This window comes from Alterirhizorhabdus solaris (genome assembly GCF_007785815.1).
In the GTDB taxonomy this organism is placed as follows: Bacteria; Pseudomonadota; Alphaproteobacteria; order Sphingomonadales; family Sphingomonadaceae; genus Alterirhizorhabdus; species Alterirhizorhabdus solaris.
On the sequence record NZ_VNIM01000072.1, the window covers coordinates 1 to 21,461 of the forward strand.

17 protein-coding genes and 1 tRNA gene are annotated in these 21,461 nt (G+C 70.1%); 7 read left to right on the forward strand and 11 right to left on the reverse strand.

Translation table 11 applies throughout. From position 1 onward, the window contains the following. The first annotated feature begins 10 nt into the window (after positions 1 to 10). Positions 11 to 550, forward strand: a complete 540-nt coding sequence (locus FOY91_RS15335; protein ID WP_145153937.1) for a type 1 glutamine amidotransferase domain-containing protein — start codon at positions 11 to 13, stop codon at positions 548 to 550. 113 nt (positions 551 to 663) lie between these two features. Here FOY91_RS15335 and FOY91_RS15340 read toward each other — a convergent pair whose 3' ends face one another. The 5 genes from FOY91_RS15340 to kdsA form a co-directional block, all read right to left on the reverse strand. Continuing rightward, a complete protein-coding gene (locus FOY91_RS15340) occupies positions 664 to 1,734 on the reverse strand; it encodes a hypothetical protein (protein ID WP_145153898.1) in 1,071 nt (356 codons plus the stop codon). Beyond that, positions 1,731 to 3,206 carry a hypothetical protein gene (locus FOY91_RS15345; RefSeq protein ID WP_145153901.1) on the reverse strand — a complete coding sequence of 492 codons (1,476 nt, stop codon included), beginning with the start codon at positions 3,204 to 3,206 and terminating at the stop codon, positions 1,731 to 1,733. The genes FOY91_RS15340 and FOY91_RS15345 overlap by 4 nt, the downstream gene beginning before the upstream one ends. Then, the gene (locus FOY91_RS15350) at positions 3,203 to 5,335 is read right to left on the reverse strand and encodes a hypothetical protein (RefSeq protein WP_145153904.1); all 2,133 of its coding nucleotides are present in this window, start codon (positions 5,333 to 5,335) and stop codon (positions 3,203 to 3,205) included. Before FOY91_RS15350 ends, FOY91_RS15345 begins: the two co-directional genes overlap by 4 nt. Positions 5,336 to 5,378: 43 nt before the next feature. After that, positions 5,379 to 7,922: a glycosyltransferase family 2 protein gene (locus FOY91_RS15355; protein WP_145153906.1), complete on the reverse strand. Its 2,544-nt coding sequence runs from the start codon at positions 7,920 to 7,922 to the stop codon at positions 5,379 to 5,381. A gap of 62 nt (positions 7,923 to 7,984) precedes the next feature. Next, the gene (gene kdsA, locus FOY91_RS15360; RefSeq protein ID WP_145153909.1) at positions 7,985 to 8,815 is read right to left on the reverse strand and encodes a 3-deoxy-8-phosphooctulonate synthase; all 831 of its coding nucleotides are present in this window, start codon (positions 8,813 to 8,815) and stop codon (positions 7,985 to 7,987) included. Between the two features lie 182 nt (positions 8,816 to 8,997). Here kdsA and FOY91_RS15365 point away from each other — a divergent pair, with 182 nt between their 5' ends. After that, the gene (locus FOY91_RS15365) at positions 8,998 to 9,723 is read left to right on the forward strand and encodes a glycosyltransferase (protein ID WP_145153912.1); all 726 of its coding nucleotides are present in this window, start codon (positions 8,998 to 9,000) and stop codon (positions 9,721 to 9,723) included. Between the two features lie 188 nt (positions 9,724 to 9,911). Further along, positions 9,912 to 10,826, forward strand: a complete 915-nt coding sequence (locus FOY91_RS15370) for a KpsF/GutQ family sugar-phosphate isomerase (RefSeq protein ID WP_238995734.1) — start codon at positions 9,912 to 9,914, stop codon at positions 10,824 to 10,826. Positions 10,827 to 10,925: 99 nt separating this feature from the next. Here FOY91_RS15370 and FOY91_RS15375 read toward each other — a convergent pair. The 3 genes from FOY91_RS15375 to FOY91_RS15385 form a co-directional block, all read right to left on the reverse strand. Continuing rightward, a tRNA-Pro gene (locus FOY91_RS15375) sits at positions 10,926 to 11,002 on the reverse strand. 114 nt (positions 11,003 to 11,116) lie between these two features. Beyond that, positions 11,117 to 12,421: an FAD-dependent oxidoreductase gene (locus tag FOY91_RS15380; RefSeq protein WP_145153918.1), complete on the reverse strand. Its 1,305-nt coding sequence runs from the start codon at positions 12,419 to 12,421 to the stop codon at positions 11,117 to 11,119. Between the two features lie 96 nt (positions 12,422 to 12,517). After that, the gene (locus FOY91_RS15385; RefSeq protein WP_238995733.1) at positions 12,518 to 13,477 is read right to left on the reverse strand and encodes a CsgG/HfaB family protein; all 960 of its coding nucleotides are present in this window, start codon (positions 13,475 to 13,477) and stop codon (positions 12,518 to 12,520) included. Positions 13,478 to 13,723: 246 nt separating this feature from the next. On the opposite strand from FOY91_RS15385, the gene lepA reads away from it, so the two are divergent. Next, entirely contained in the window at positions 13,724 to 15,544 is a 1,821-nt protein-coding gene (gene lepA, locus FOY91_RS15390; protein ID WP_145153921.1) for a translation elongation factor 4, read from the forward strand. Between the two features lie 283 nt (positions 15,545 to 15,827). On the opposite strand, the gene FOY91_RS15395 is transcribed toward lepA, so the two are convergent. After that, entirely contained in the window at positions 15,828 to 16,667 is an 840-nt protein-coding gene (locus FOY91_RS15395) for a class I mannose-6-phosphate isomerase (RefSeq protein WP_145153924.1), read from the reverse strand. A 56-nt stretch (positions 16,668 to 16,723) separates the two neighbouring features. On the opposite strand from FOY91_RS15395, the gene FOY91_RS15400 reads away from it, so the two are divergent. Next, entirely contained in the window at positions 16,724 to 17,476 is a 753-nt protein-coding gene (locus FOY91_RS15400; protein WP_145153927.1) for an extensin-like domain-containing protein, read from the forward strand. A gap of 44 nt (positions 17,477 to 17,520) precedes the next feature. Further along, a complete protein-coding gene (locus FOY91_RS15405; protein ID WP_145153930.1) occupies positions 17,521 to 18,204 on the forward strand; it encodes an alpha/beta fold hydrolase in 684 nt (227 codons plus the stop codon). A 237-nt stretch (positions 18,205 to 18,441) separates the two neighbouring features. Here FOY91_RS15405 and FOY91_RS15410 read toward each other — a convergent pair whose 3' ends face one another. Both FOY91_RS15410 and FOY91_RS15415 read right to left on the reverse strand, forming a co-directional pair. Then, a complete protein-coding gene (locus FOY91_RS15410) occupies positions 18,442 to 18,831 on the reverse strand; it encodes an acyl-CoA thioesterase (RefSeq protein WP_145153934.1) in 390 nt (129 codons plus the stop codon). Then, the gene (locus tag FOY91_RS15415) at positions 18,828 to 20,909 is read right to left on the reverse strand and encodes a S9 family peptidase (protein WP_275266041.1); all 2,082 of its coding nucleotides are present in this window, start codon (positions 20,907 to 20,909) and stop codon (positions 18,828 to 18,830) included. The genes FOY91_RS15410 and FOY91_RS15415 overlap by 4 nt, the downstream gene beginning before the upstream one ends. Before the next feature lie 76 nt (positions 20,910 to 20,985). Between FOY91_RS15415 and FOY91_RS15420 the strand changes: the two genes are divergently transcribed. Next, positions 20,986 to 21,461 (forward strand): aminopeptidase P family N-terminal domain-containing protein (locus FOY91_RS15420; protein WP_203234591.1); only part of this gene is annotated, 476 nt, incomplete at its 3' end.

The following is a 21,461-nucleotide window of genomic DNA, read 5'->3' on the forward strand; positions in this document are numbered from 1 at the left end:
GACCCGCCCCATGCCCGCCATCGCCGACGCCCACGTCCTCATCATCGCCACCAACCGTTTCGAGGAATCCGAACTGTTCGATCCGCGCGAAACCCTGCTTGCCAGGGGTGCGAAGGTGACGCTCGCCTCGATTGACACCGACCCTATCCTCGCCACCGTGCACGACGAGCCGGGTCGCACGATCACGCCGGACATCACGCTGGGACAGGTGAACCCCGACGATTACGACGCGCTGCTGATCCCCGGCGGCGTGGGCAACCCCGATACGCTGCGGACCGAAACAAAAGCGATCGAGATCGTTCGCGCGTTCGATGCGGCGGGCAAGCCGGTGGCGGCGATCTGTCACGGGCCGTGGATGCTGGCGGAGGCAGGCGTCGTCTCGGGCCGCACCGTTTCGCCGTGGCCCTCGATCCGCACTGACCTGAAGAACGCCGGCGCGACCATCGTGGATCAGGAAGTGGCGGTGGACGGTCACCTCATCACCAGCCGCAAGCCGGATGACATCCCCGCCTTCACCAAGGCGCTGATCGCGGCGATCGAGGGGCGATAGAGGCCGCATCCATCTCCGAGGCGAAGTCATAGGATGCGGGCGGAGGTTCCGCATCGCGTCTCGACTTCGCTCGACACAGGGGGGTTAGCTGGCCGGGGAGCCAGCCGCCGGCCTCACCCCGCCAGCGACAACAGGGCCAGATAGCGCCCCCGCACGTCGGCGGGGATGCCCAGACCGTCGCGGTAGCGGTCCTGCCGCTCGACCAGCGCGGCGCGATCCCACCGCGCGGCCCAGTTGAACCGCCACCAGTCGTCGACCGAGGAAACCTGCGCCAGCCCGTCGAAATGCCGCGTATCCACCTCGCCGTCGGGATCGACCCACGTCGCCACCGGCACGCCGGCCAGCACGAAATCGAACAGGATCGTGGAGGGCGCGGAGATCGCATAGGCGAAGTCGCCCAGCGCGACGTCGTAGAGCGGCGCGGTGCTGACCTGCACGTTGGCCGGCAGCGCGATGGCGTTCCGCTCGGTGAAGCGGCCGGCCGGGTGGGCGCGCAATGCCAGCGATTGATCGACCATCGCCAGCCGCCCGGCGAACTGCAGGAAGGAATCGAGGAAGCCCTCGCGCATCCGCCCGTTGACGAAGCGGACCGAGTGGAGATTCTCGCAGATCAGGCCGGGCAGGTCGCCGCCGGCCGGGCGGCGGGGCGGCGACGGATCGATCATGATCGACGGGCCGGCAACGAACATCTTGGCCCGCTCCGCCGGAGACACCGACTCCATCCGTGTCATATCGAACCAGGCGACAGCGATGTCGGCGGCGAAGCGCACGTCGCGCCCCGCGACCGCATCGTGCCGAGCGTTGTGGAGGAAGCCGACGCATTCCAGCCCATGTTGCAGCGTGACGGTGCGGATACGCCCCGGCACCGCGCGGAACAGATCGTGCGAGGCGACATGCGCCGCCAGCATCGATTCGCTGCCCGCCACGATCATGCCGCGCCCGTCGCCGAGATGCCGGATCGCCTCGAACGGGGTCTGATACAGGAACGGCGCGACGCCGACCTCCGCACCCAGCCGTTCGATCTCGGCCATCCAGCGGCCGTTGATGTCGGTGGCGATGAACTTTTCCGACACGATCAGGCGCAGGTCCAGCCCCGGCAGCGAGGCGGCCAGCCGGGCCAGCGGCCGCAGCACCGCGACATCCTGCACCAGCGCGAAGTGGCAGGCGACAAACGGCCGCGTCATGCCGCCGCCCGCACGGTACGTAGCGCCTGCCGGGCGGGCAGCGTATCGCTGGCGAGCAGGTCGATCGGGCCGAACGCGGCACGGCAGCACCGGTCGACATAATCCACCATCCGGGCATGGCAGCCGGGATCCTGAACCGCGGGCACGGGGAAGGCCGGCACGCCGAGTGCGGCGAGATCGAGCTCCAGGAAATCGAGGTCGCCGATGCGGATCGGATCGCCCGGCAGCAGCGGCGGCATGAAACGGGACGCCAGCGCGGTCGCCAGACGCACCCGTACCTCGCCCGCCACCACATCGAACCGCATGTTGAAGTTCCACCCCGCCCGGGTGAACATCGTGGCGACCGAGATCCCCCGGAGCGCCATCGTCGCCTTGTGATAGGCCATCACGCTGTTCTGGCCGTGGACGAGGCACAGTGGCCCCTGCACCGGCGGCGGCGGGGCGGAGAGCGCCAGCCGCGCCTGCCGCACGAAGCGGGCGGCGGATTCGAACGGGTTGGCCATCGCCCACAACTCCTGCGTGAGCGCCGTCATCGTCTCGCTGCGCACGCGGCAGTGGCCGGCCGTCATGTCCGCCAGCAAAGTATCGACATCGCGGTACAGGAAGGCATCCAGCCGATCGTACAGCGGATAGCCGATGTTCAGCACCTGGCAGCCGCCGTTCAGCGCCGTGACCGCGCGGTTCATCGACTTTGCGCGGCTGAACGACTGGCCGTTGACCGGCACCAGCGCCACGGTCGCACGGGTCAGCACCTCGCGCTCGGCCTGCTCGGTCCACTCGACGAACTCGTGCGCCACGCTCAGCCCGCGCAGCACCTCGGCGCCGATGCCGTCGAACGGGCGGGTGTTGGTGACGATGCGCAGCCGCACCGTCCACCCCTGCCGCTCGATCCGCGCCAGATCCGCCTCGCACGCGATCAGATCGGCGATGCCCACCGGGAAATAGGGATTGTCGCCGATGCCGAACCACGCGATCTCGATCAGCCGGCTTTCATGCGCACGGCGCACCTTGGCCTCGGCGAGCGCGGCCACCATCAGCGGATCGTAGCCGATCACCGGATCGTCCACCGGTTCGATGCGGATACCGGGCAGGTAGGGCCGCACCGCCTCCACCATGCGCGGCGTGCTGCACAGCGCGAAACGGGTGACGGGCGCCATGTCGCGCATCCACTCGCGGAACCGTTCCAGCCGGCTGTCGGCATATTGCGAAAAATAGTCGTCGAACAGATCCTGCCCCACCACCTTGCCCGCCGCATGGATGCGCCGGGCCAGCACCAGCGCCCCGACGTCGAAGGTCTTGCAGAAGATATAGACGTCGTGATCCAGCTTCGGGGTGGCGATCAGCACCGCGCAGGTGATCGCCTCGATCGTCACCTCGGGGTCGGTCAGGCAGTCGCGGAAGCGATCGTAGCGGATCCGCATCCCGGCGGACTCGCGGAACGCGTCCGACTGGATGACGATGCAGATCCTCACCGCAGCCTCTGCACCAGCACCGCCCCGGCCATGATCCCGCCGAGCACCTGCGGCGACAGGCGATAGGGCATGGCCAGGGTGAGCTGGCGCGCGCGCGGCACGCGGGGGGCGTGCGCCGAGACGGTCGAGGTGCACAGGTTGAGCCCGCCACCACCGATCGCGTGCAGGCCGAGCAGCAGGTCGTCCATCTCCGGCCGCAGCGGATCGTTGCCGTGCGCGTCCAGCCCGTCGAGCAGGGCGCGCCGCAGCAGCACCGCGCCGAGCGGGTTGGCCACCACCGGATAGGTGGCCGGCTGGCGGAACACCGCCGGATCGACGGTATCGACCATCAGCCCGGGCAGCACCCGCAGATCTAGCCCGGTCGTCACGTAGCCGGCGCATGCCCCGGTCTTCGGCCCATGCGTCGTGCGCAGCAGGCATCCGGCGGTCGCTACCTGCGGCGGCACCAGCATGGCCGCCAGCGTAGCGAGCGTGCGCGGGTCGGTCAGCACCGTGGCGGCATCGACGACCAGCACCGTCTCCCGCGCCAGCTGCGCGCGCACGGCGACGAGCTGGGCCAGCCGGCCGCTCTCCGCCGGAATTGGCACGACGGTGCAATGCGGGAAGCCGGCCGTCAGCGCCGCGCGCAGCACGGCATCGTCCGTATCGGCGGGGCGGCAGACGATCAGTTCCAGCGCGCCGCATCCCTCCTGCCGGGCCAGCGATTCGAGCAATGCCAGCGGCGAGGTGTCGTCCCGATCGAACAGCACGGCCACGGTCACCGGCACGCCGACGATGGCGGCCCCCTCGCGCAGCAGCGGCAGCGGCACCTCCGCGGCGATCTCGAACGGGCCTTCGGCGGCCATCCTCACCGGCTTCCCGCGCAACGCCAGCGCCAGCGGCCAGTCGGGCGCCGACGCTGCACCGGCGTCCGCCGCCCCGGCGAGGCGCAGCAGCGGGACGGAGCGTTTCGCGTCGGCCGTCTGCAACCCCTCCAGCCAGTCGCCGAGCGGCGGCGTCCAGACCGACCACACGCTGCCGTGCCGGCTCCAGTCGACCACGGCCATGCCGCCGGCGATCGTCTGCTCGCCCGCGCCCGGCGGCAGCCGCCTTACGAGCGCGGCGATCGTGGGGATCGCATCGGCCGGCACCAGCAGCGCATGGCCGGGCCGCGCCGCCACCGGATGCCGTGCCAGCCGCTCGCGGATGAAGCCCACGTCGCGCCCGTCGCCGGTCGTATCGGCCGGCAGCGTCACCGCGATCCGGAGGAAGCCGGTGATCCACGCGAGCAGATCGTCGTCCAGTATCGGTTCGAGGCCGGTGTGCACCTCGCCGTCCAGTTCCACGGTGGTGACGGTGGTGCCGGGCTGCGGCCTCGCCAGCAGCGTGTCGAGCAGTTCCCCGGACAATGCCGCGATCTCCGCCGGCTCGTCACCGCCGCGGGCGGACATCAGCCGTTCGGCGGCATGCGGGCCACCCCGCGCGAGCGAGGGGAACGGCAGGTGATCGATCGCCCCGATCCCGCCGCCGGCATCGCGCAGCACGATCAGCACCGGCAGATACGGGTTCAGCAGCCGCACCGTAGCGATCGCCACCGGCCCGCCGACCGGCAGGTTCGCCGCCACCTTCACCAGCCCCGTATCGGGCGGGCACTGGTAGGCATCCAGCCGCAGGCCGGCAGCGGCGGCCTCGAACCGGATGGCGAGATCGCGCCGCGTCTCGAACCACAGGTCGGCCAGCCGCAGCGCCTGCCCGCCGCGCGATCGCGTGCCCAGCGGCTGCCCCGTCGCGGCGGACGGCAACGGCATCAGCGGGAAGTGCCCGCCCGTCACGCCGATGCCGCCGGCCGCGATCATGATATCGGCAAGGCCGGACAGGCGGGCGAAAGCGGCAAGGCCGTAATCGGCCAGGCTGAAGCCGCATGGCGGCCCGGCAAAACCGAGATGCGCCTGCACATCCGGCCGCACCACACCCCGCCGCACAGTGCCGAGCGCGACCGCCCCGAGCATCAGCGTGAGCGTCACCGCATCGGCCGCGCTTTCCGACGTATCCGGCGCCGCCCAGCCGTTCATCCGGTGCGGCACCGGATCGTGATGCAGCTCGATCCGCCGGTCGACCACCGTCGCCTGCTGCCCGTCGTCCCCGGTCAAGCGCCTGTCCTCCAAAGCCCGATCGGCACGCCCGCCGCCCTGCTCATGCCCGGCGCCACGGTGCCACGGCGCGCGACGGGAAGGCGAGCCGCGCATCGACGTGGGTTATCGCCAGATTGGGGCTGTGGAACGGATCCTGCTTCAGTTGCCCACCCCAGCGTGCCTGCATCCGTGCCTTGTCGCGGTCCAGCCGTTCGCGCTTCTCGGCCGGCACGTCCTTGCCGCGCGACTGGGATTCGAGGTGGTAGAGCAGCACCTCCGGCGCGAACAGCACGCGGTAACCGGCGGCGCGCACCTTCAGGCACAGGTCGACATCGTTGTAGGCCACCGGAAATTCCTCATCGAGGCCGCCCACCTCGTCCCACACGTCCCGCCGCATGAGCAGGCAAGCCGCCGTCACCGCGCTCAGATCCTGCCGCACCCGCAGCCGGCCCTGCCGCCCGCCCGCATCGCGCGGGAACGACTTGTAGAGGTGGGAGGCGATGCCCACGCCGAGCACCACGCCGGCATGCTGGATGGTATCGTCGCCGTACAACAGCTTGGCGCCGACCATGCCGACATCGGGCCGCACCGCATGCGCCGCCATCAGCGCCAGCCAGTCGGGCGCGATCACCTTGAGATCGTTGTTCATCAGGCCGATCAGCGCGCCGGTGGCGTGGCGGGCGGCCAGATTGTTGATCGCCGAATAGTTGAACGGGCCGGGGCACGGGATCACCCGCACGCGCGGATCGGCGGCGACGCGGGCGAGATAGGCCTTCGTCTCCGGCTCATCGCTGTCGTTGTCGGCGATCAGGATTTCCAGGTCGGGATAATCGGTCTCGTCGAGGAAACCGTCGATGCACACCCGCAGCAGGTCCAGCCGGTCCCGCGTCGGCACGATCAGCGACACGCGCGGCGCGGGATCGGGCAACGGCCATTCGATCCGCGCCAGCCCGGCGGCATCGGTGGCGATCGTCGCCCCGGCCAATGCGGGCGACGGGGTGGTGGCGAGCAGGCCGGCGAACGCCGCCTCGATTCCCGTATCCGCCTCCGCATTGGCGAGCGAGCGGTGGTAGAGGACGAACGGCAGGTGGATCACCGCCCCCGGCCCCGCCAGCGCCGCCGCCGTGGTGATCCGGTATACCGCCGCCGCATCGATGCCACCCGCAAGGTCGTCGTCGAGCCGGGCGCGGCGGACCAGCGGCAGGCGGCTGACATAATCCTGCGCCAGCGCCAGATCGAGGCTCCATGCGCCCTTCATGTGGGGCTGGCCGCGCACGCCGGACACCGGATCGAGGCGGTCCTCGTCGGTATAGACCAGCGCGAAACCGGGGTCCGCCCGCGCCGCGACCACCAGATGCAGCAGGGCGGTCGGCGCAATCCGGTCGCCCGCCTCGACGAAGCTGACGAGCGCGTCGTCGGCAAGGCCGCGCAACGCTTCGCCGAGCGCGTCGCCCGGCAGCACGCGGATGCGCGGATCGGCGTCGTCCAGCCCGGCCGGCGCGTCGAGGCAGAGCGCCTCCCATTCGACATGGATCTGGCCGCGCAACGCCGCCACCGTGTCGTCCCATGCCGCGCCGTCGCGGCCGTGGACGATCACGGTGAGCGTCGGCCAGCCCGTCGCGTCGTTATCATGAAAGGTCCGCGCCAGCGCGGCATCCCCGGCGGTTTCGTGCGCGACCAGCCATGCGTGATAATCGGCCGCCTCGGCGATGGTGCCGCCCATCAGGGCCGCTGCCAGCTGGGCCGGCGGCTGGTGATGGCGCAACAGGTCCGTCGGGATCGGGGCCGTGCCGAGCGTCACGTCCAGGCCGGCGACCCGGACGACCGCCTGCCTGCCGGCATGGTCGGGGGCGATCGTGCGCCACGCGACCAGGAAGCGCCACGCCGCGTCCGCCGCACCGGCCTGGGCACGGGTGCCGGCGACCGCGGCGACGACCGCGCCGTCCACCCGCACCTCCACCACCGGCGGGATATCCGGGTGCCGGGTAAAGACGAGGTGGCCGGCGATCCCGCGCTGATCCACCTGGTCGATCGCCCCCTCGATGGCGAAATCACCTGTGTCCTGCCATTCGAACGCCGCGGGCGGCGGCGTGGCGGCGACGGGACTGCCGGCCTGCCCCGCCTCCAGCGCGGCGATCCGCTCGTCGCGGGCGCGCAGGGTCAGGCCGAAACGCGCGATCCGCTCGGCCTGGGTGGCGAGTTGCCGGCGCAGCGACGTCTCGGCCTCGCGCGATCGGTTGGCCTCGGCGGTCCGCGCCGACAGGCGATCGCGCCAGCCCTGCCGCTCGCCCGCCACGTCCTCGCGCAGGCCGGCCGCCTCGGCACGCCATCGCCGGGCGATGCCGAGCACGCGACGCAGCCGGGCGCGGCCTGCGGATGGATCGGTAGCGCCCGTGGACGGCACGGGGCGCCCGGCGATGGCTGCGTGGATCGGCGCGAGCCGAGCCGCCAGCATCGTGTCGAGGTCGCCCAGCCGCGCCGCTGCCGCGTCGGCCGCCACCACCCGGTCGGTCAGCAGGGCGATCCGCGCCTCCAGTGCCGCGATCCGTCCCGGCTCGTCGGTCACGGCGTCCGCGTCGCTGGTCGATCCGTCCGCCCCGCTCATGGACTGTCCGTCATCGCCGGCGCCCGCTTGCGTCGCGGTCCGCCGCGGCGTGCGGCGCGCGCTCACAGCCCCTTGACGACCGCGTCGATGGCCAGCAGCCGGCGCAGCAGCGCCTCCGCCTCGCCCAGCGGCCATGCGTTCGGCCCGTCGGACATCGCGTTGTCCGGATCGGGGTGCGTTTCCATGAACAGGCCGGAGATGCCCACCGCCACGGCGGCCTGCGCCAGCACCGGCACGAATTCCCGCTGCCCGCCCGATTTCTCGCCCTGTCCGCCGGGCAGCTGCACCGAGTGGGTCGCGTCGAAGATCACCGGGCAACCCGTCTCGCGCATGATCGCCAGGCTGCGCATGTCGGAGACGAGATTGTTGTAGCCGAACGAGGCGCCCCGCTCCGTCACCATGATGTTGTCCGGCGCGGCACCGGCCGCCGCCGCCGCGTTGCGCGCCTTGGCGACGACATGCTTCATGTCGCCCGGCGCCATGAACTGCGCCTTCTTGATGTTCACCGGCTTGCCGCACACCGCCACCGCCTCGATGAAGTCGGTCTGGCGGGCGAGGAAGGCAGGCGTCTGCAGCACGTCCACCACGCCGGCCACGGCGGCCACCTGCTCGGCGGTATGTACGTCGGTCAGCACCGGCAGCCCGGTTTCGGCGCGCACCTTTTCGAGGATGCGCAGCCCCTCGTCCATGCCCGGCCCGCGAAACGACGATCCCGAACTCCGGTTGGCCTTGTCGAACGAGCTCTTGAAGATCAGCAGCATGCCCAGCCGCTCGGCCACGCCCTTCAGCGTCTCGGCGGTGGCGAGGATCATCGCCTCGTTCTCGATCACGCACGGCCCCGCGATCACGAAGAGCCTGTGGTCGAGACCGACATCCTGGCCGCACAATCGCATCGCAGATCCTTGCTCGCGCGCCATCCCGGCAAGGCCCGGAACGATCGCGACTTATGCCTAACCAAAGCGCTTACCCGATGGCAAGGCGTTTTAAAAACCCCCGAAACGGACCCCAGAAGGTCCATTATTAACTAATTTTTTATCATGAGCGCCCGAAATGCCCGTCGAACGGGGGACGGGCTTTGACCGATTCTGGAGCAAATAAAATCTACATCGGCTATGATAGCCGGGAAGACATCGCCTGGCAGGTCTGCCGCCAGTCGATCCTGCGTCACGCCAGCCTGCCTCTCGGCATCCACCCGCTGAAGCAGGACGTGCTGCGCGAGCTCGGCCTCTACACCCGCCCGCACGATGCCAAGGCCTCCACCGAATTCTCGCTCACCCGCTTCCTCACGCCGCACATCGCCGCGACGGACGGCTGGTCGATGTTCATCGACTGCGACTTTCTCTACACGCGCGACATCGCCCCGCTGTTCGCCGGGCTGGACGACAGCAAGGCCCTCTACGTCGTGAAGCATGATTACGTGCCGGCCAACGCGGTGAAGATGGACGGCAAGGCGCAGGTTACCTACCCGCGCAAGAACTGGTCCTCGATGATGCTGTTCAACGGCTGCAACCCCTATGTCCGCGCGCTCTCGCCCCGGCTGGTGAACAGCGCCTCGCCCAGCTACCTCCACCGCTTCGGCTGGGTGCCGGACGAGTTGATCGGCACGATCGACCTCGAGTGGAATTTCCTCGAGGGCGAATATCCGGCGCCCGACGCGACGCCCGCCGCGATTCACTTCACCAACGGCGGGCCGTGGTTCCCCGAATGGCAGTCGGTCGATTACGCCGACCTGTGGCGGGCCGAGGAACGCCGCTACCGCGCCTCGCTGAACGAAGGCCGGCTGCGCGTCGTCGCCGCCTAGGCACCCCCGCCCCTTTGCAGTATCGCCCGCCGGCGCGGCCAGCCCGGAAAAGAACAAGGATCGTACGGATGACCATCGTGATCGAGCAGACGGCTGTGATCGAGCAGGCGGCCGTGATCGGGCACACACCCGCGATCGGGCAGCCGGCGTCCTCGGCGCTGCGCTCCGTCCGCACCCAGATCGAGGGCATGGAGACGCTGATCGCGGCGCTGGCCGAACGCCCGCTGGCGCAGGCGTTCGATGCCGCCGTCGGCGTGATCGCGGCCGCGCGGGGCCGGGTGATCGTCACCGGCATGGGCAAGAGCGGGCTGATCGGCCGCAAGATCGCCGCCACGCTCGCCTCCACCGGCACGCCCTCGATGTACATCCACCCGGCCGAGGCGAGCCACGGCGATCTCGGCATGATCACCTCCGACGACATGGTGCTGGCGCTCTCCTGGTCGGGCGAGACGACCGAGCTGTCCGACATCGTGACCTATTGCGGGCGCTTCGGCGTGCCGCTCGTCGTCATCACCTCGCGCGGGGACAGCACCGCCGGCCGCGCCGCCGACATCTGCCTGGCCCTGCCGCGCGCGCCGGAGGCCTGCCCGAACCAGCTTGCGCCCACCACCTCCACGACGTTGCAGGTGGTGCTGGGCGATGCGCTGGCAGTGGCGCTGGTGGAACGGCGCGGCTTTTCCGCCACGGAATTCCGCGTGTTCCACCCCGGCGGCAAGCTGGGCGCGCAGCTGCTCACCGTGGCGGACGTGATGGGGCACGGCGAGGAGCTGCCGGTGATCGGCCTCGACGCCTCGTTGATGGAAGCCACGATCGAGATGAGCCGCAAGCGCTACGGCAGCACCGCGGTGGTGGATGGCGACGGCCGGCTGATCGGCGCGTTCACCGACGGCGATCTGCGGCGCAGCATCACCAGCGCCAGCCTGGACGACAACATCGTCCGCCACATGACGGTGCGCCCGCTCGCCGTCGGCCCCGCCATGCTCGCCTCGGAGGCGTTGCGGGTGCTGAACGAGAATGCCGTCTCGCTGCTGTTCGTCTGCGACGACGGGCGGCTGATCGGCGCGGTCCACCTCCACGACATCCTGCGCGCCGGCGTGGCCTGACCACCCGGCCGCGCCCTTGCCGTAACGCTTGAGCGCACGGCGGAGCGAGACGCTGCCGTCGTCAGGCCCCCCAGGGCCGGACCATTTGATTGCCGTAAATGGTCGGGGAGAGAGGATTCGAACCTCCGGCCCCTGCCTCCCGAAGACAGTGCTCTACCAGGCTGAGCTACTCCCCGACGGAGCCGCTTTCCGACGAGCGGAGCGGTGCGACAGCGGCGCCGCTATAGGAGGGGATTTCGGATCGTTCAACACCCAATTCACCTCCCCGGCACACAAGCCGTCATCACGCCTCAGCCGTCGCGCGCGGCGAGCATGTCGGCCACATCGACGAACTTCTCGCGCGGGGCGCCGTCGCGGGCGCGGGCTTCCTCGGCGGCTTCGATCTTCTGCCAGTCGCGGAAGGTGACCACGTCGGTGCCCCGCGCGGCGAGCAGCGCGTCCAGGCCGTCACGACCGGCCTTGCCGCTGCCGCCGGCGATGTCCTGCGCGATCGTGTCGGCGATGCGGTAGCCGTCCGGGCGGTTGCTGCCGATCGTGCCGGTCGGCCCGCGCCGTGCCCAGCCGACCGCGTACAGGCCGGGCATCACCCGCCCGTCCTCGTTGGCGAAGCGGCCGGCCTCGTCGTCATAAGGCACGCCGGGAATCGGCGGGGGGCGGTAGCCGATACAGCTGACGATCAGCCCGCAGGGGATCGCATAGGTTTCGCCGGTGCCCTCGATCGCATGGCCCTCGCCGGGGCGGGTGCGCTCGACGATCAGGCGTTCCACCCTGCCGTCGCCCTCCACCGCCACCGGGCGGGCGTAGAAATCGAAGTCGATCGCCACCGGCTTCGCCGCGTCCGCCCCCGCCTCGGCGAAGGCGCGCAGGTGCGCCACCGACTTGCGCTCGCCCGCCTCCAGCGCGGCATCGGCCTCGGGCGGCGGCAGGTCGGCCGGGTCGACATGCGGCGCGGCGCGCGAGAGATGCGTCAGCTCGCCCAGTTCCTTGGCGGTCATCGCAATCTCGTGCGGGCCGCGCCGGCCGACGAGGCTGATCCGCGTGATCCGGCTTTTCCCAAGGCCCGTGAGCGCGTGCGCGACGATGTCCGAACCGGCGAACTCCTCCGGCGACTTGGCGAGGATGCGTGCGACATCGAGCGCGACGTTGCCGTGGCCGATCACGGCGGCGGCGGTGGCGCCGAGCGGCGGCGCGAGCGCGGCGTGATCGGGGTGGCCGTTGTACCAGCCGACGAACGCGGCCGAACCGATGACCCCGGGCAGGTCGCCGCCCGGCAGGTCCAGCGGGCGATCGGCCGGCGCGCCCGTGGCGATCACCACCGCATCATAGAGGTCGAGCAACTCGGGGATCGTCACGTCCCGCCCCACCGCCACGTTGCCGGCGAACCGCACAGTGCCGCCCGTCGCCACCGATTCGTAGCGGCGCGACACCGCCTTGATGAACTGGTGGTCGGGTGCCACGCCCGACCGGATCAGGCCGAACGGCACCGGCAGGCGATCCAGGATGTCGACCCGCACGTCGCCGCCGAATTTCCGGTCCAGCGCCTCGGCGGTGTAATAGCCTGCCGGGCCGGAACCGATCACCGCCACATGACGCATAATACCTCGCCTCGATTGTCTCGTTGGGGCGAGACTAGCGGGGCACGGAGGATGCGCCAAGCGCGGTGATCGCCCCCTCCTGTGGCCAAGGCCGCCTTATTGCGAGGGCGCCAGCTTCGTGTTCAGTACCCAGCCGACATTGTCGTTCTCGTCGGCCACTTCCCACCACAGCCCGTTCTTCGGCCCGGTGGGATAGACGATCGTGCCGGCGGGCAGCGTGCGGACCAGTGCGGCCCCGGCGGCCGCCGTCTTCCGCAGGGCGACCGGCCCCTGCGCGGTGAACGTCTTCTTCGGCGCGGCCTCGGCGGTGCCGGCCGAGCCTGCGGTGACGAGGCCGAGGCCGTTGACCATCTTGGTATAGGCCTGGATGAAACTGAGCGTCACGATCCGGCCGATCTCGGTATTGTCATAGCCGCCGCCCACCGCGCCGCCGACCGCGAAGAAGCCGCCGCCGCCGAAGCTGAGGTTGTTCTTGGCGGCATAGCCGTCCTCGGTCGCCAGCGTCTCGGTGGTGCGCACGTTGGTGAGCGAGAGGACGGTGTTTGCCTCCAGCTTCTTGGTGCGGATGCCGCCGATCAGGCCGCCCACGCGCCCGCCGAGCAGCCCGCCGATGCCGGCACCCACCACATTGCCGCTGACGTTGCCGTTGGCGCCCTGCACCTCGGCCACCAGCACGTAATCCGCCGCCTTGATCTGACCCTGCCCCACGTTCGATCCGCGCTGGAGGCCGAGGCCGCCGCCAATGTCCCGCTCGCGCGCCGCCGCGTTGAGCCCGGTGCCGCGATCGACGAGGCTGAAGCAGCCCGAGCGCGCGACCAGCACCTTGAGCAGCTTGGACGGCGGCGCGAGGCTGAACTGTGACCAGGCGCTCGGATCGTCCCCGTCGGCGATCGACAGCGTGCCGAGCCGGCGCGTGCAGCGCGGCACGTCGTTGGCGGTCTGCTCCTGCAACTGCTGGCCGCTCGACGGCCTGGCCAGTTTCGGCGCGGCGGCGGCCGGCATGGCGGCAGCGGCCGCGATCGCCGTGGCCGCCAGCAGCATGGCATTGAAACGCATGATCCCGATCTCCCCGTTACGCCCGGCCCGAAGGCCCGGCGTGTCCCCGCCCCGATTGCCGCCTCGCCCGTGCGGCGGCAGTGACGATCGTCACACCTGACGCGTCATCGTGAAAGATCGTTTACGGGCCGGCACGATCGGCGGCGCGGCGGCAGACAGGCGGATCGCGGCGGGCGGGCGTTTGGCATCGCCGGCCCGCGATGCTATCGCGCGCGGCAACTCCCTCTCCCGTATCGGCAGAACCCCTTGTCCAAAGCATCCACCCCGCTCGACCGCATCCGCAACTTCTCGATCATCGCGCATATCGATCACGGCAAATCCACGCTGGCGGACCGGCTGATCCAGCGCACCGGCGGGCTGACCGACCGCGAGATGTCCGCGCAGGTGCTCGACAACATGGACATCGAGAAGGAGCGCGGCATCACCATCAAGGCGCAGACCGTGCGCCTGAACTACCGCGCGAAGGACGGGCTGGACTACGAACTGAGCCTGATGGACACGCCGGGCCACGTCGATTTCGCCTATGAGGTGAGCCGTTCGCTCGCCGCGTGCGAGGGCGCGCTGCTGGTGGTGGACGCGGCGCAGGGGGTGGAGGCGCAGACGCTCGCCAACGTCTACCAGTCGATCGAGCACGACCATGAGATCGTGCCCGTCATCAACAAGATCGATCTGCCCGCCGCCGAGCCGGACAAGGTGAAGAAGGAGATCGAGGACATCATCGGCATCTCCGCCGAGGATGCGGTGCTCGCCTCGGCCAAGTCCGGCATCGGCATCGACGAGGTGCTGGAGGCGATCGTCACCCGCATCCCGCCGCCCAAGGGCGATCGCGAGGCGCCGCTGAAGGCGATGCTGGTGGACAGCTGGTACGATCCGTACCTCGGCGTCGTCATCCTCGTGCGCGTGGTGGAAGGCGTGCTGCGCAAGGGCCAGGAAATCAAGTTCATGGCGACGGGCACGCGCCATCTGGTCGATCGCGTGGGCTGCATGAGGCCCAAGATCGAGCAGCTGACAGAACTGGCGGCCGGCGAGATCGGCTTCATCACCGCGCAGATCAAGGAAGTCAGCCAGACCGCCGTCGGCGACACGATCACCGATGCGAAGAAGCCCACGGCCGAGGCGCTGCCGGGCTTCAAGACGGTGCAGCCGGTGGTGTTCTGCGGCCTGTTCCCGGTCGATGCCGCCGACTTCGAGAAGCTGCGCGATTCGCTCTACAAGCTGCGGCTGAACGACGCCTCGTTCAGCTTCGAGGCCGAATCTTCGGCGGCGCTCGGCTTCGGCTTCCGCTGCGGCTTCCTCGGCCTGCTGCATCTGGAGATCATCCAGGAACGGCTGACCCGCGAGTACGACCTCGACCTCATCACCACCGCGCCCTCGGTGGTGTACAAGATCCAGTTGGCGCACGGGAAGGGCGAGCTGGACCTGCACAATCCCGCCGACATGCCCGACGTGATGCAGATCGCCAGCATCGACGAGCCGTGGATCGAGGCGACGATCTACGTACCCGACGAGTATCTCGGCAGCCTGCTCAAGCTGTGTCAGGACCGGCGCGGCATCCAGAAGAACCTCACCTACGTGAGCGGGCGCGCGCAGATCACCTACGAGCTGCCGCTGAATGAGGTGGTGTTCGATTTCTACGACCGGCTGAAATCGATCAGCCGGGGCTATGCCAGCTTCGACTATCACCAGATCGGCTACCGCGAGGGCGATCTGGTGAAGATGTCGATCATGGTCAATGCCGAGCCGGTGGACGCGCTGAGCATGATCGTCCACCGCTCCACCGCCGAGACGCGCGGGCGCGGCATGTGCGAGCGGCTGAAGGACCTGATCCCGCGCCATCTGTTCAAGATCCCGGTGCAGGCGGCGATCGGCGGCAAGGTGATCGCGCGCGAGACGATCGCGGCGATGCGCAAGGACGTGACGGCCAAGTGCTACGGCGGCGACGCCAGCCGCAAGCGCAAGCTGCTGGACAAGCAGAAGGAAGGCAAGAAGCGGATGCGCGAATATGGCAGCGTGCAGATCCCGCAAGAAGCCTTCATCGCCGCGCTGCGGATGGGCGACGAAGGGTAGCGACCGGGCCACCGCTACGGGCGGCGGTTCGGAGCGGGTGCCGCCGCGAACAGTGGCGACCGCGGGCACCGCATCGACCGATGGTCGTCATGCCCGCGGAGGCTGGCATCTCCCGGAATTAGCCGCGCGCTTCATTGCATGGAGATCCCAGCTTTCGCCGGGATGACGCAAAGGCCAAAGGAAACGGGCCGGCCGGAGGTGGCACGCTAAACGTTCCGAGACGCTTCCCCCTGCGCCGACCGACGGGCCGCACCGTCGACCAGGCGCGGCCGTCGTCACCCGCCTACCCCCACAGCGACTCCACCACGCCCTCGCCGGGGTACGCCACCAGCATGTCGCCGCCATCGGCCAGCGTCAGTTCGCTGTCGCCCTCGGTCAGCCACACGCCACCCGCCTCCAGCGGCTCGCCGTCGATCGTGCCGCCGCCCGCCACCGGGATCAGCCATACCGGCCGCCCTTCGGCCGGGCGCAGTGTGCCGCTGCCGGTGCCGGTCCAGCGTTCCATCACGAAGGCCGGGCCGTCCGCCAGCATCGTGCGGCCGGGCGCGATCTCGCGCGCGACGTGGGGGGCGACGAACGGCACCGGGTTGGACACGGCGATGCCGTCGTCCAGATGCAGCTCGCGCGGGCGGCCATAGTCGTAGAGGCGGTAGGTCAGGTCGACGTTCTGCTGCACCTCGATCAGCGTCAGCCCCGGCCCGATCGCGTGGACGGTGCCGGCCGGCGAATAATAGACGTCGTTCGCCTTCACCGCCTTCCAGTCCACCTTGTCCTCGATCGTTCCGTCGAGAGCGGAGGCACGCAACTCCTCCCGCGTCATCGGTGCCAGCGTGCCGATGGCGATCGTGGCGTGCGGCTCGGCCGCCAGGATCAGCCACGCCTCGTCCTTCCCCCGCTCGTAGCCGCGCGCGCGGGCGGCGGCATCGTCGGGATGGACCTGGATCGACAGCTTCTCGCTCGTGAACAGATATTTGACGAGCAGCTCGGGGTCCGCCCCCTGGTCCTCGAACCAGATTTCGCCGATCGGGTCGCCGCCGGGCGCCGCATCCTCGAACCCCGGCCACAGATCGTGCCGCCCCCACGGTTTCTCGACGCGCTTCGTGGTCAGGCGGCGGGCGGTCATGGGCGATCCTTCCGGTGTGATGCAACGCAATGGATAGTCGAACGTAGGGCTTGCCGATGCGTTTCCTCGCGGTCCTCAAGTTTCTCGTGGTGCTGGCGATTCCGCTGGCGATCGGCCTTGGCCTCTACGCCTTCGGCCGGGGGCGCCCGCAGGATCTGCCGTGGACGGCGCTCGACCTCGGCCAGCCGGTCGGCCTGTTCACCGCGCGCAAGCTGGCGATGCTCGCCGACGATGCGCCGCGCTGTCGTATGCTGCTGGCCGATGCGGGCGTGCGCGCCACCCGGCTGCCGCCGCGCATCGGGCCGGGCGGGTGCGGCTATGCCGACGGAGTCACGCTTGGGCCGGGCGGCACGCGCGGCATCGCTTTTGCGCCGGCGCCGCTCGGCACGTCCTGCGCGATCGCCGCCTCGCTGGCGGTGTGGGAGTGGGAGGTGGTGCAGCCGGCGGCGCTGGCCTGGTTCGGCCGGCCCGTCACCCGCATCGACCACTTCGGCAGCTACAGCTGTCGCCGCATCTACGGCCGGGCGAGCGGGCGCTGGAGCGAGCATTCCACGGCGGATGCGGTCGACATCGCCGGATTCCGGCTGGGCGACGGCACACGCATCACCGTGGCGCGCGACTGGAAAGGCGGGGGGAAGAAGGCCGCCTTCCTCCACGACGTGCGCGACGGCGCGTGCCGTCTGTTCGCCACCACCCTCTCGCCCGATTACAACGCCGCCCACGCCGACCACCTCCACCTCGATCAGGCGGCGCGCGGCAAGGTGGGGATGCGCGGCTTCTGCCCGAGCGGGCCGCGCGCGCCACGCTGACGACCGGTTCGACAAGCGGTCGGCGATATGCGACGCCTGTCCCGATGACGCGCCCCCCTTCCGACGACGCGACCCCCTCCTTCATGCGGATGCTGGGCGAACTGCCGGCGTTCGCGCTGCATCCCGGCTGGTTCGGCACCGCGCACGATCTGGCGCGCGGGCGGGATGGCAAGGGCCGTGCGGTGCTGGTGCTGCCCGGCTTCCTCGCCAGCGACATGCTGACGGCACGGCTGCGCCACACGATCGAGGCGGCGGGCTATCGCGCGCATGGCTGGGATCTGGGGGTCAACCAGGGCATCTCGGCCGAGGTGTTCGACGCGCTGCTGCGCAGGATCGACGCACTGCCGGCGCCGCTGTCGCTGGTCGGGTGGAGCCTGGGCGGGCTCTATGCGCGCGAACTGGCGAAGCGCCGGCCCGGAGCGGTGGATCGCGTCGTCACGCTCGGCAGCCCGTTTTCGGGCGACCTTCACATGAACCGCGCGTGGAAGCTGTACGAGTGGATCAACCACCACCCGATCGACGAGCCGCCGGTGCCGATCGATCTTGCGGTGAAACCGCCGATGCCCACCTTCGCCTTGTGGTCCGCGCAGGACGGCATCGTCGCCCCGGCCGCCTCGCGCGGGCTGGCGGGCGAGGCGGATCATGTGATCGAGGTGCCCTGCCGCCACATGGACTTCGTCTCCGCCCCGGTGGCGCTGACGGCCGTGCTGGATGCGCTGGAGGCGTGAATACGCCAGCGGATCATCCCCGCTCCCTTATCCCGTCAAGCTGACCCAGTCTTCAAAACCAACGTTTGAGCCTTCGCCGCAATCCGGAGCGACTCAGCCTCGCCTTGTGTCGAGCGAAGTCGAGACACGGAGCGATGCGCGCGTGGCCCGCCCCTCGACTTCGCTCGGGGTATGGAGATCGAAACTCGAACTCCCGGTCGATCCCGGAGCGATCGAAAGGGCCGGACAGCAACGCCGCTACAGAAACCGCGCCGCCACTTCGGCCGGCACGCGCAGCGGGCGGCCGGTGGTGCGGTCGATGATCGCCCAGGTGGTGCGCGATCGCACGCGGGGCTTGCCGTCTGCGCCGGTGAACTCGATGTGGCGGTCGAACCGGGCGCCTTTCGGGGCGTCGCCCACCCATGTCCGCGCCGTCACCGTCTCGCCCTCGGTGATCCCGCGCAGATAATCGATCTCGTGGCGGATCACGACCCACACATAGGCATCGACATGCGCGGGATCCGCCGCGGCCGCCCAGTGGGCGGTGGCGACGTCCTGGATCCAGCGCACCCACACCGCATTGTTGACGTGGCCCAGCTCGTCGATGTCCGCCGCCTGCGCAGTGATCGTCATCTCATACGGCGTCATGTGCCGTCGTCCGCCGCCGCCCCGCCCATCTGCGTCAGCACGAAGGCATAGGCCTCCGCCGTCTCGCGCAGCGAATCGAAGCGGCCGCTCTTGCCGCCGTGGCCGGCGCCCATGTTGATCTTCAGCAGCAGCGGGTTGGCGTCGGTCTTGGTCGCGCGCAGCCGCGCCGCCCATTTCGCCGGCTCCCAGTAGGTGACGCGCGGATCGTTCAGCCCGCCGGTGATAAGCATCGGCGGGTAATCCTGTGCGCGCACGTTCTCGTACGGGCTGTAGCCGGCGATCAGATCGAACGCCGCCGGGTCGGTGATCGGGTTGCCCCATTCGGGCCATTCGCCGGGGGTGAGCGGCAGGCTGTCGTCCAGCATGGTGTTCAGCACGTCGACGAACGGCACGTCCGCCACCACCGCCCCCCACAAGGCGGGATCGGTGTTGGCCACCACGCCCATCAGCTCGCCGCCGGCAGAGCCGCCGTTGATCGCGATGCCGCCCGCGTGCGCGAAGCCCGCCGCGATCAGCCCGTTGGCCGCATCGACGAAATCGGTGAAGGCGTTCCAGCGTTTGTCGCGCTTGCCATCCAGATACCAGCCGTAGCCCAGATCGTCGCCGCCCCGGATATGCGCGATGGCATAGGCATAGCCGCGATCGAGCAGGCTCAGCCGGCCGGTGGAGAAGCCGGGCGGGATGGCGATGCCGTAGGCGCCGTAGCCGTAGAGGAACAGCCTGCCCGACCCGTCGCGCGGGAAGCCGACGGGGTACACCACCGACACCGGCACGGTCGCCCCGTCCCGCGCGGTGATCGTCAGCCGCTCGGTGGCATAGCGCGCGGGATCGTAGCCGGAGGGCACCTCGCGTACCTTCAGCGTCGCCAGCGTGCGCGCGGCCGGATCGTAGTCGAACACCGTGTCGGGCGTCACCATCGAGGCGTAGGTGAGGCGATAGACCGGCGGATCATATTCCGGGTTGTTCGCCAGCCCGGCGGTATAGCTCGCCTCAGGGAAGGCGATGCGGTGCTCGTCGCCGCCGTAGGTACGCAGCCGCACCTGATCCAGCCCGTCCACCCGCTCGCTGATCGCCAGATGCTGCGCGAAGCTGGAGACGCCCCGCAGATACACCCGGTCGCTGCCGGCGATCACCGTGCTCCACCAGCCCGGATCGGCCGGGTTCGCCTCCGCCAAACGAAAATTAAGATGCTCGTCGTTGGTCAGGATCCACAGCTTGCCGTGCGCGGCATCGACCGAATATTGCCGCCCCGGCTGCCGGTGGCTGACGAGCAACGGCAGCGCCATCGGGTCGGCGGCGGGCACCAGCCGCACCTCGCTCGTCTCATGGTCGCCGGTGGAAATCACGATCCACTGCCGGTCCTGCGTGCGGCCGAGGCCCACGTTGAAGCCGATGTCGGCGGTTTCCTCGTACAGCGTCGCCGCCTCGGCCGGGTCCGCCCCCAGGCGGTGCAGGCGCGCGCGGAAGGCGCGCCAGTTATCGTTCACCTCGGTATAGGCCACCGCATCGGACGCCGCCGACCACACGACCGCGCCGTTGGCCACCTCGCTCACCGTCTCGATATCCGCGCCCGTGGCGAGATCGCGGATGCGCAGGGTGAAGCGTTCCGCGCCGCTGGCATCCGCCGCCCATGCCGCCAGCCGGCCGTCGGGGCTGATCGAAAGCGCGCCGAGCCTGAAATACTCCTTGCCCGCCGCCTCCGCCGGCTCGCTCAGGATCAGCTGCGTCTCGCCGCCGGCCACCGGCTTGCGATACCACAGGCGATATTGCCCGCCCGCCTCGAACGCCCACCAATAGAGCCAGTCGCCGTCCTTCTGCGGCATGCCGGCGTCGTCCTCCTTCATCCGCCCCTTCATCTCGGCGAAGATCGTGTCGACCAGCCCGGCCTGAGGCGCCATCACCGCCTCGAACCACGCATTCTCCGCCTTGAGGTGATCGAGGATCTCGGGCGTCTCCACCACCGGATAGCCGGGATCGCGCAGCCAGTGGTACGGATCGACGACGGTGCGGCCGTGGTGCGTCGTCTCGTGCGGGCGCATCTGCGCGACGGGCGGGGCGGCGGGCGTTTCGATGGACAAGAGGCGACCTCGCGACTGGCGCGGGCAGGGCCGCGCGACTATTTACCGGGCAACAGAGATAGAAGGGCTTTGCGCCATGTCCACCTATGAAGACCGCCTGAAGGCTCTCCGCGCGGAGCTGACCCGCCGCCGGCTCGACGGTTTCGTCGTGCCGCTGACGGACGAGCACATGAGCGAATATGTCGGCGGCTATGCCCAGCGGTTGGCGTGGCTCACCGGCTTCCAGGGCTCGGCCGGGTCGGCGGTGGTGCTGCCGGCGGAAGCGGCGATCTTCACCGACGGGCGCTACACCCTCCAGGTGCGCGAGCAGGTGGACGGCACCCACTGGAGCTATCAGCCGGTGCCGCAGACCAGCATCGCCGACTGGCTGGCCGACCATGCCCCGCAAGGCGCGCGCATCGGCTACGATCCGTGGCTGCACACCCGCGGCTGGGCGGCGGCCGCCCGCGCCGCGCTGGCGGAACGCGGCGCCGAACTGGTGGCGGTGGAGGCCAACCCGATCGACAGCGTGTGGGCCGATCGCCCCGCCCCCTCGCCCGCCCGGCTGGTGGT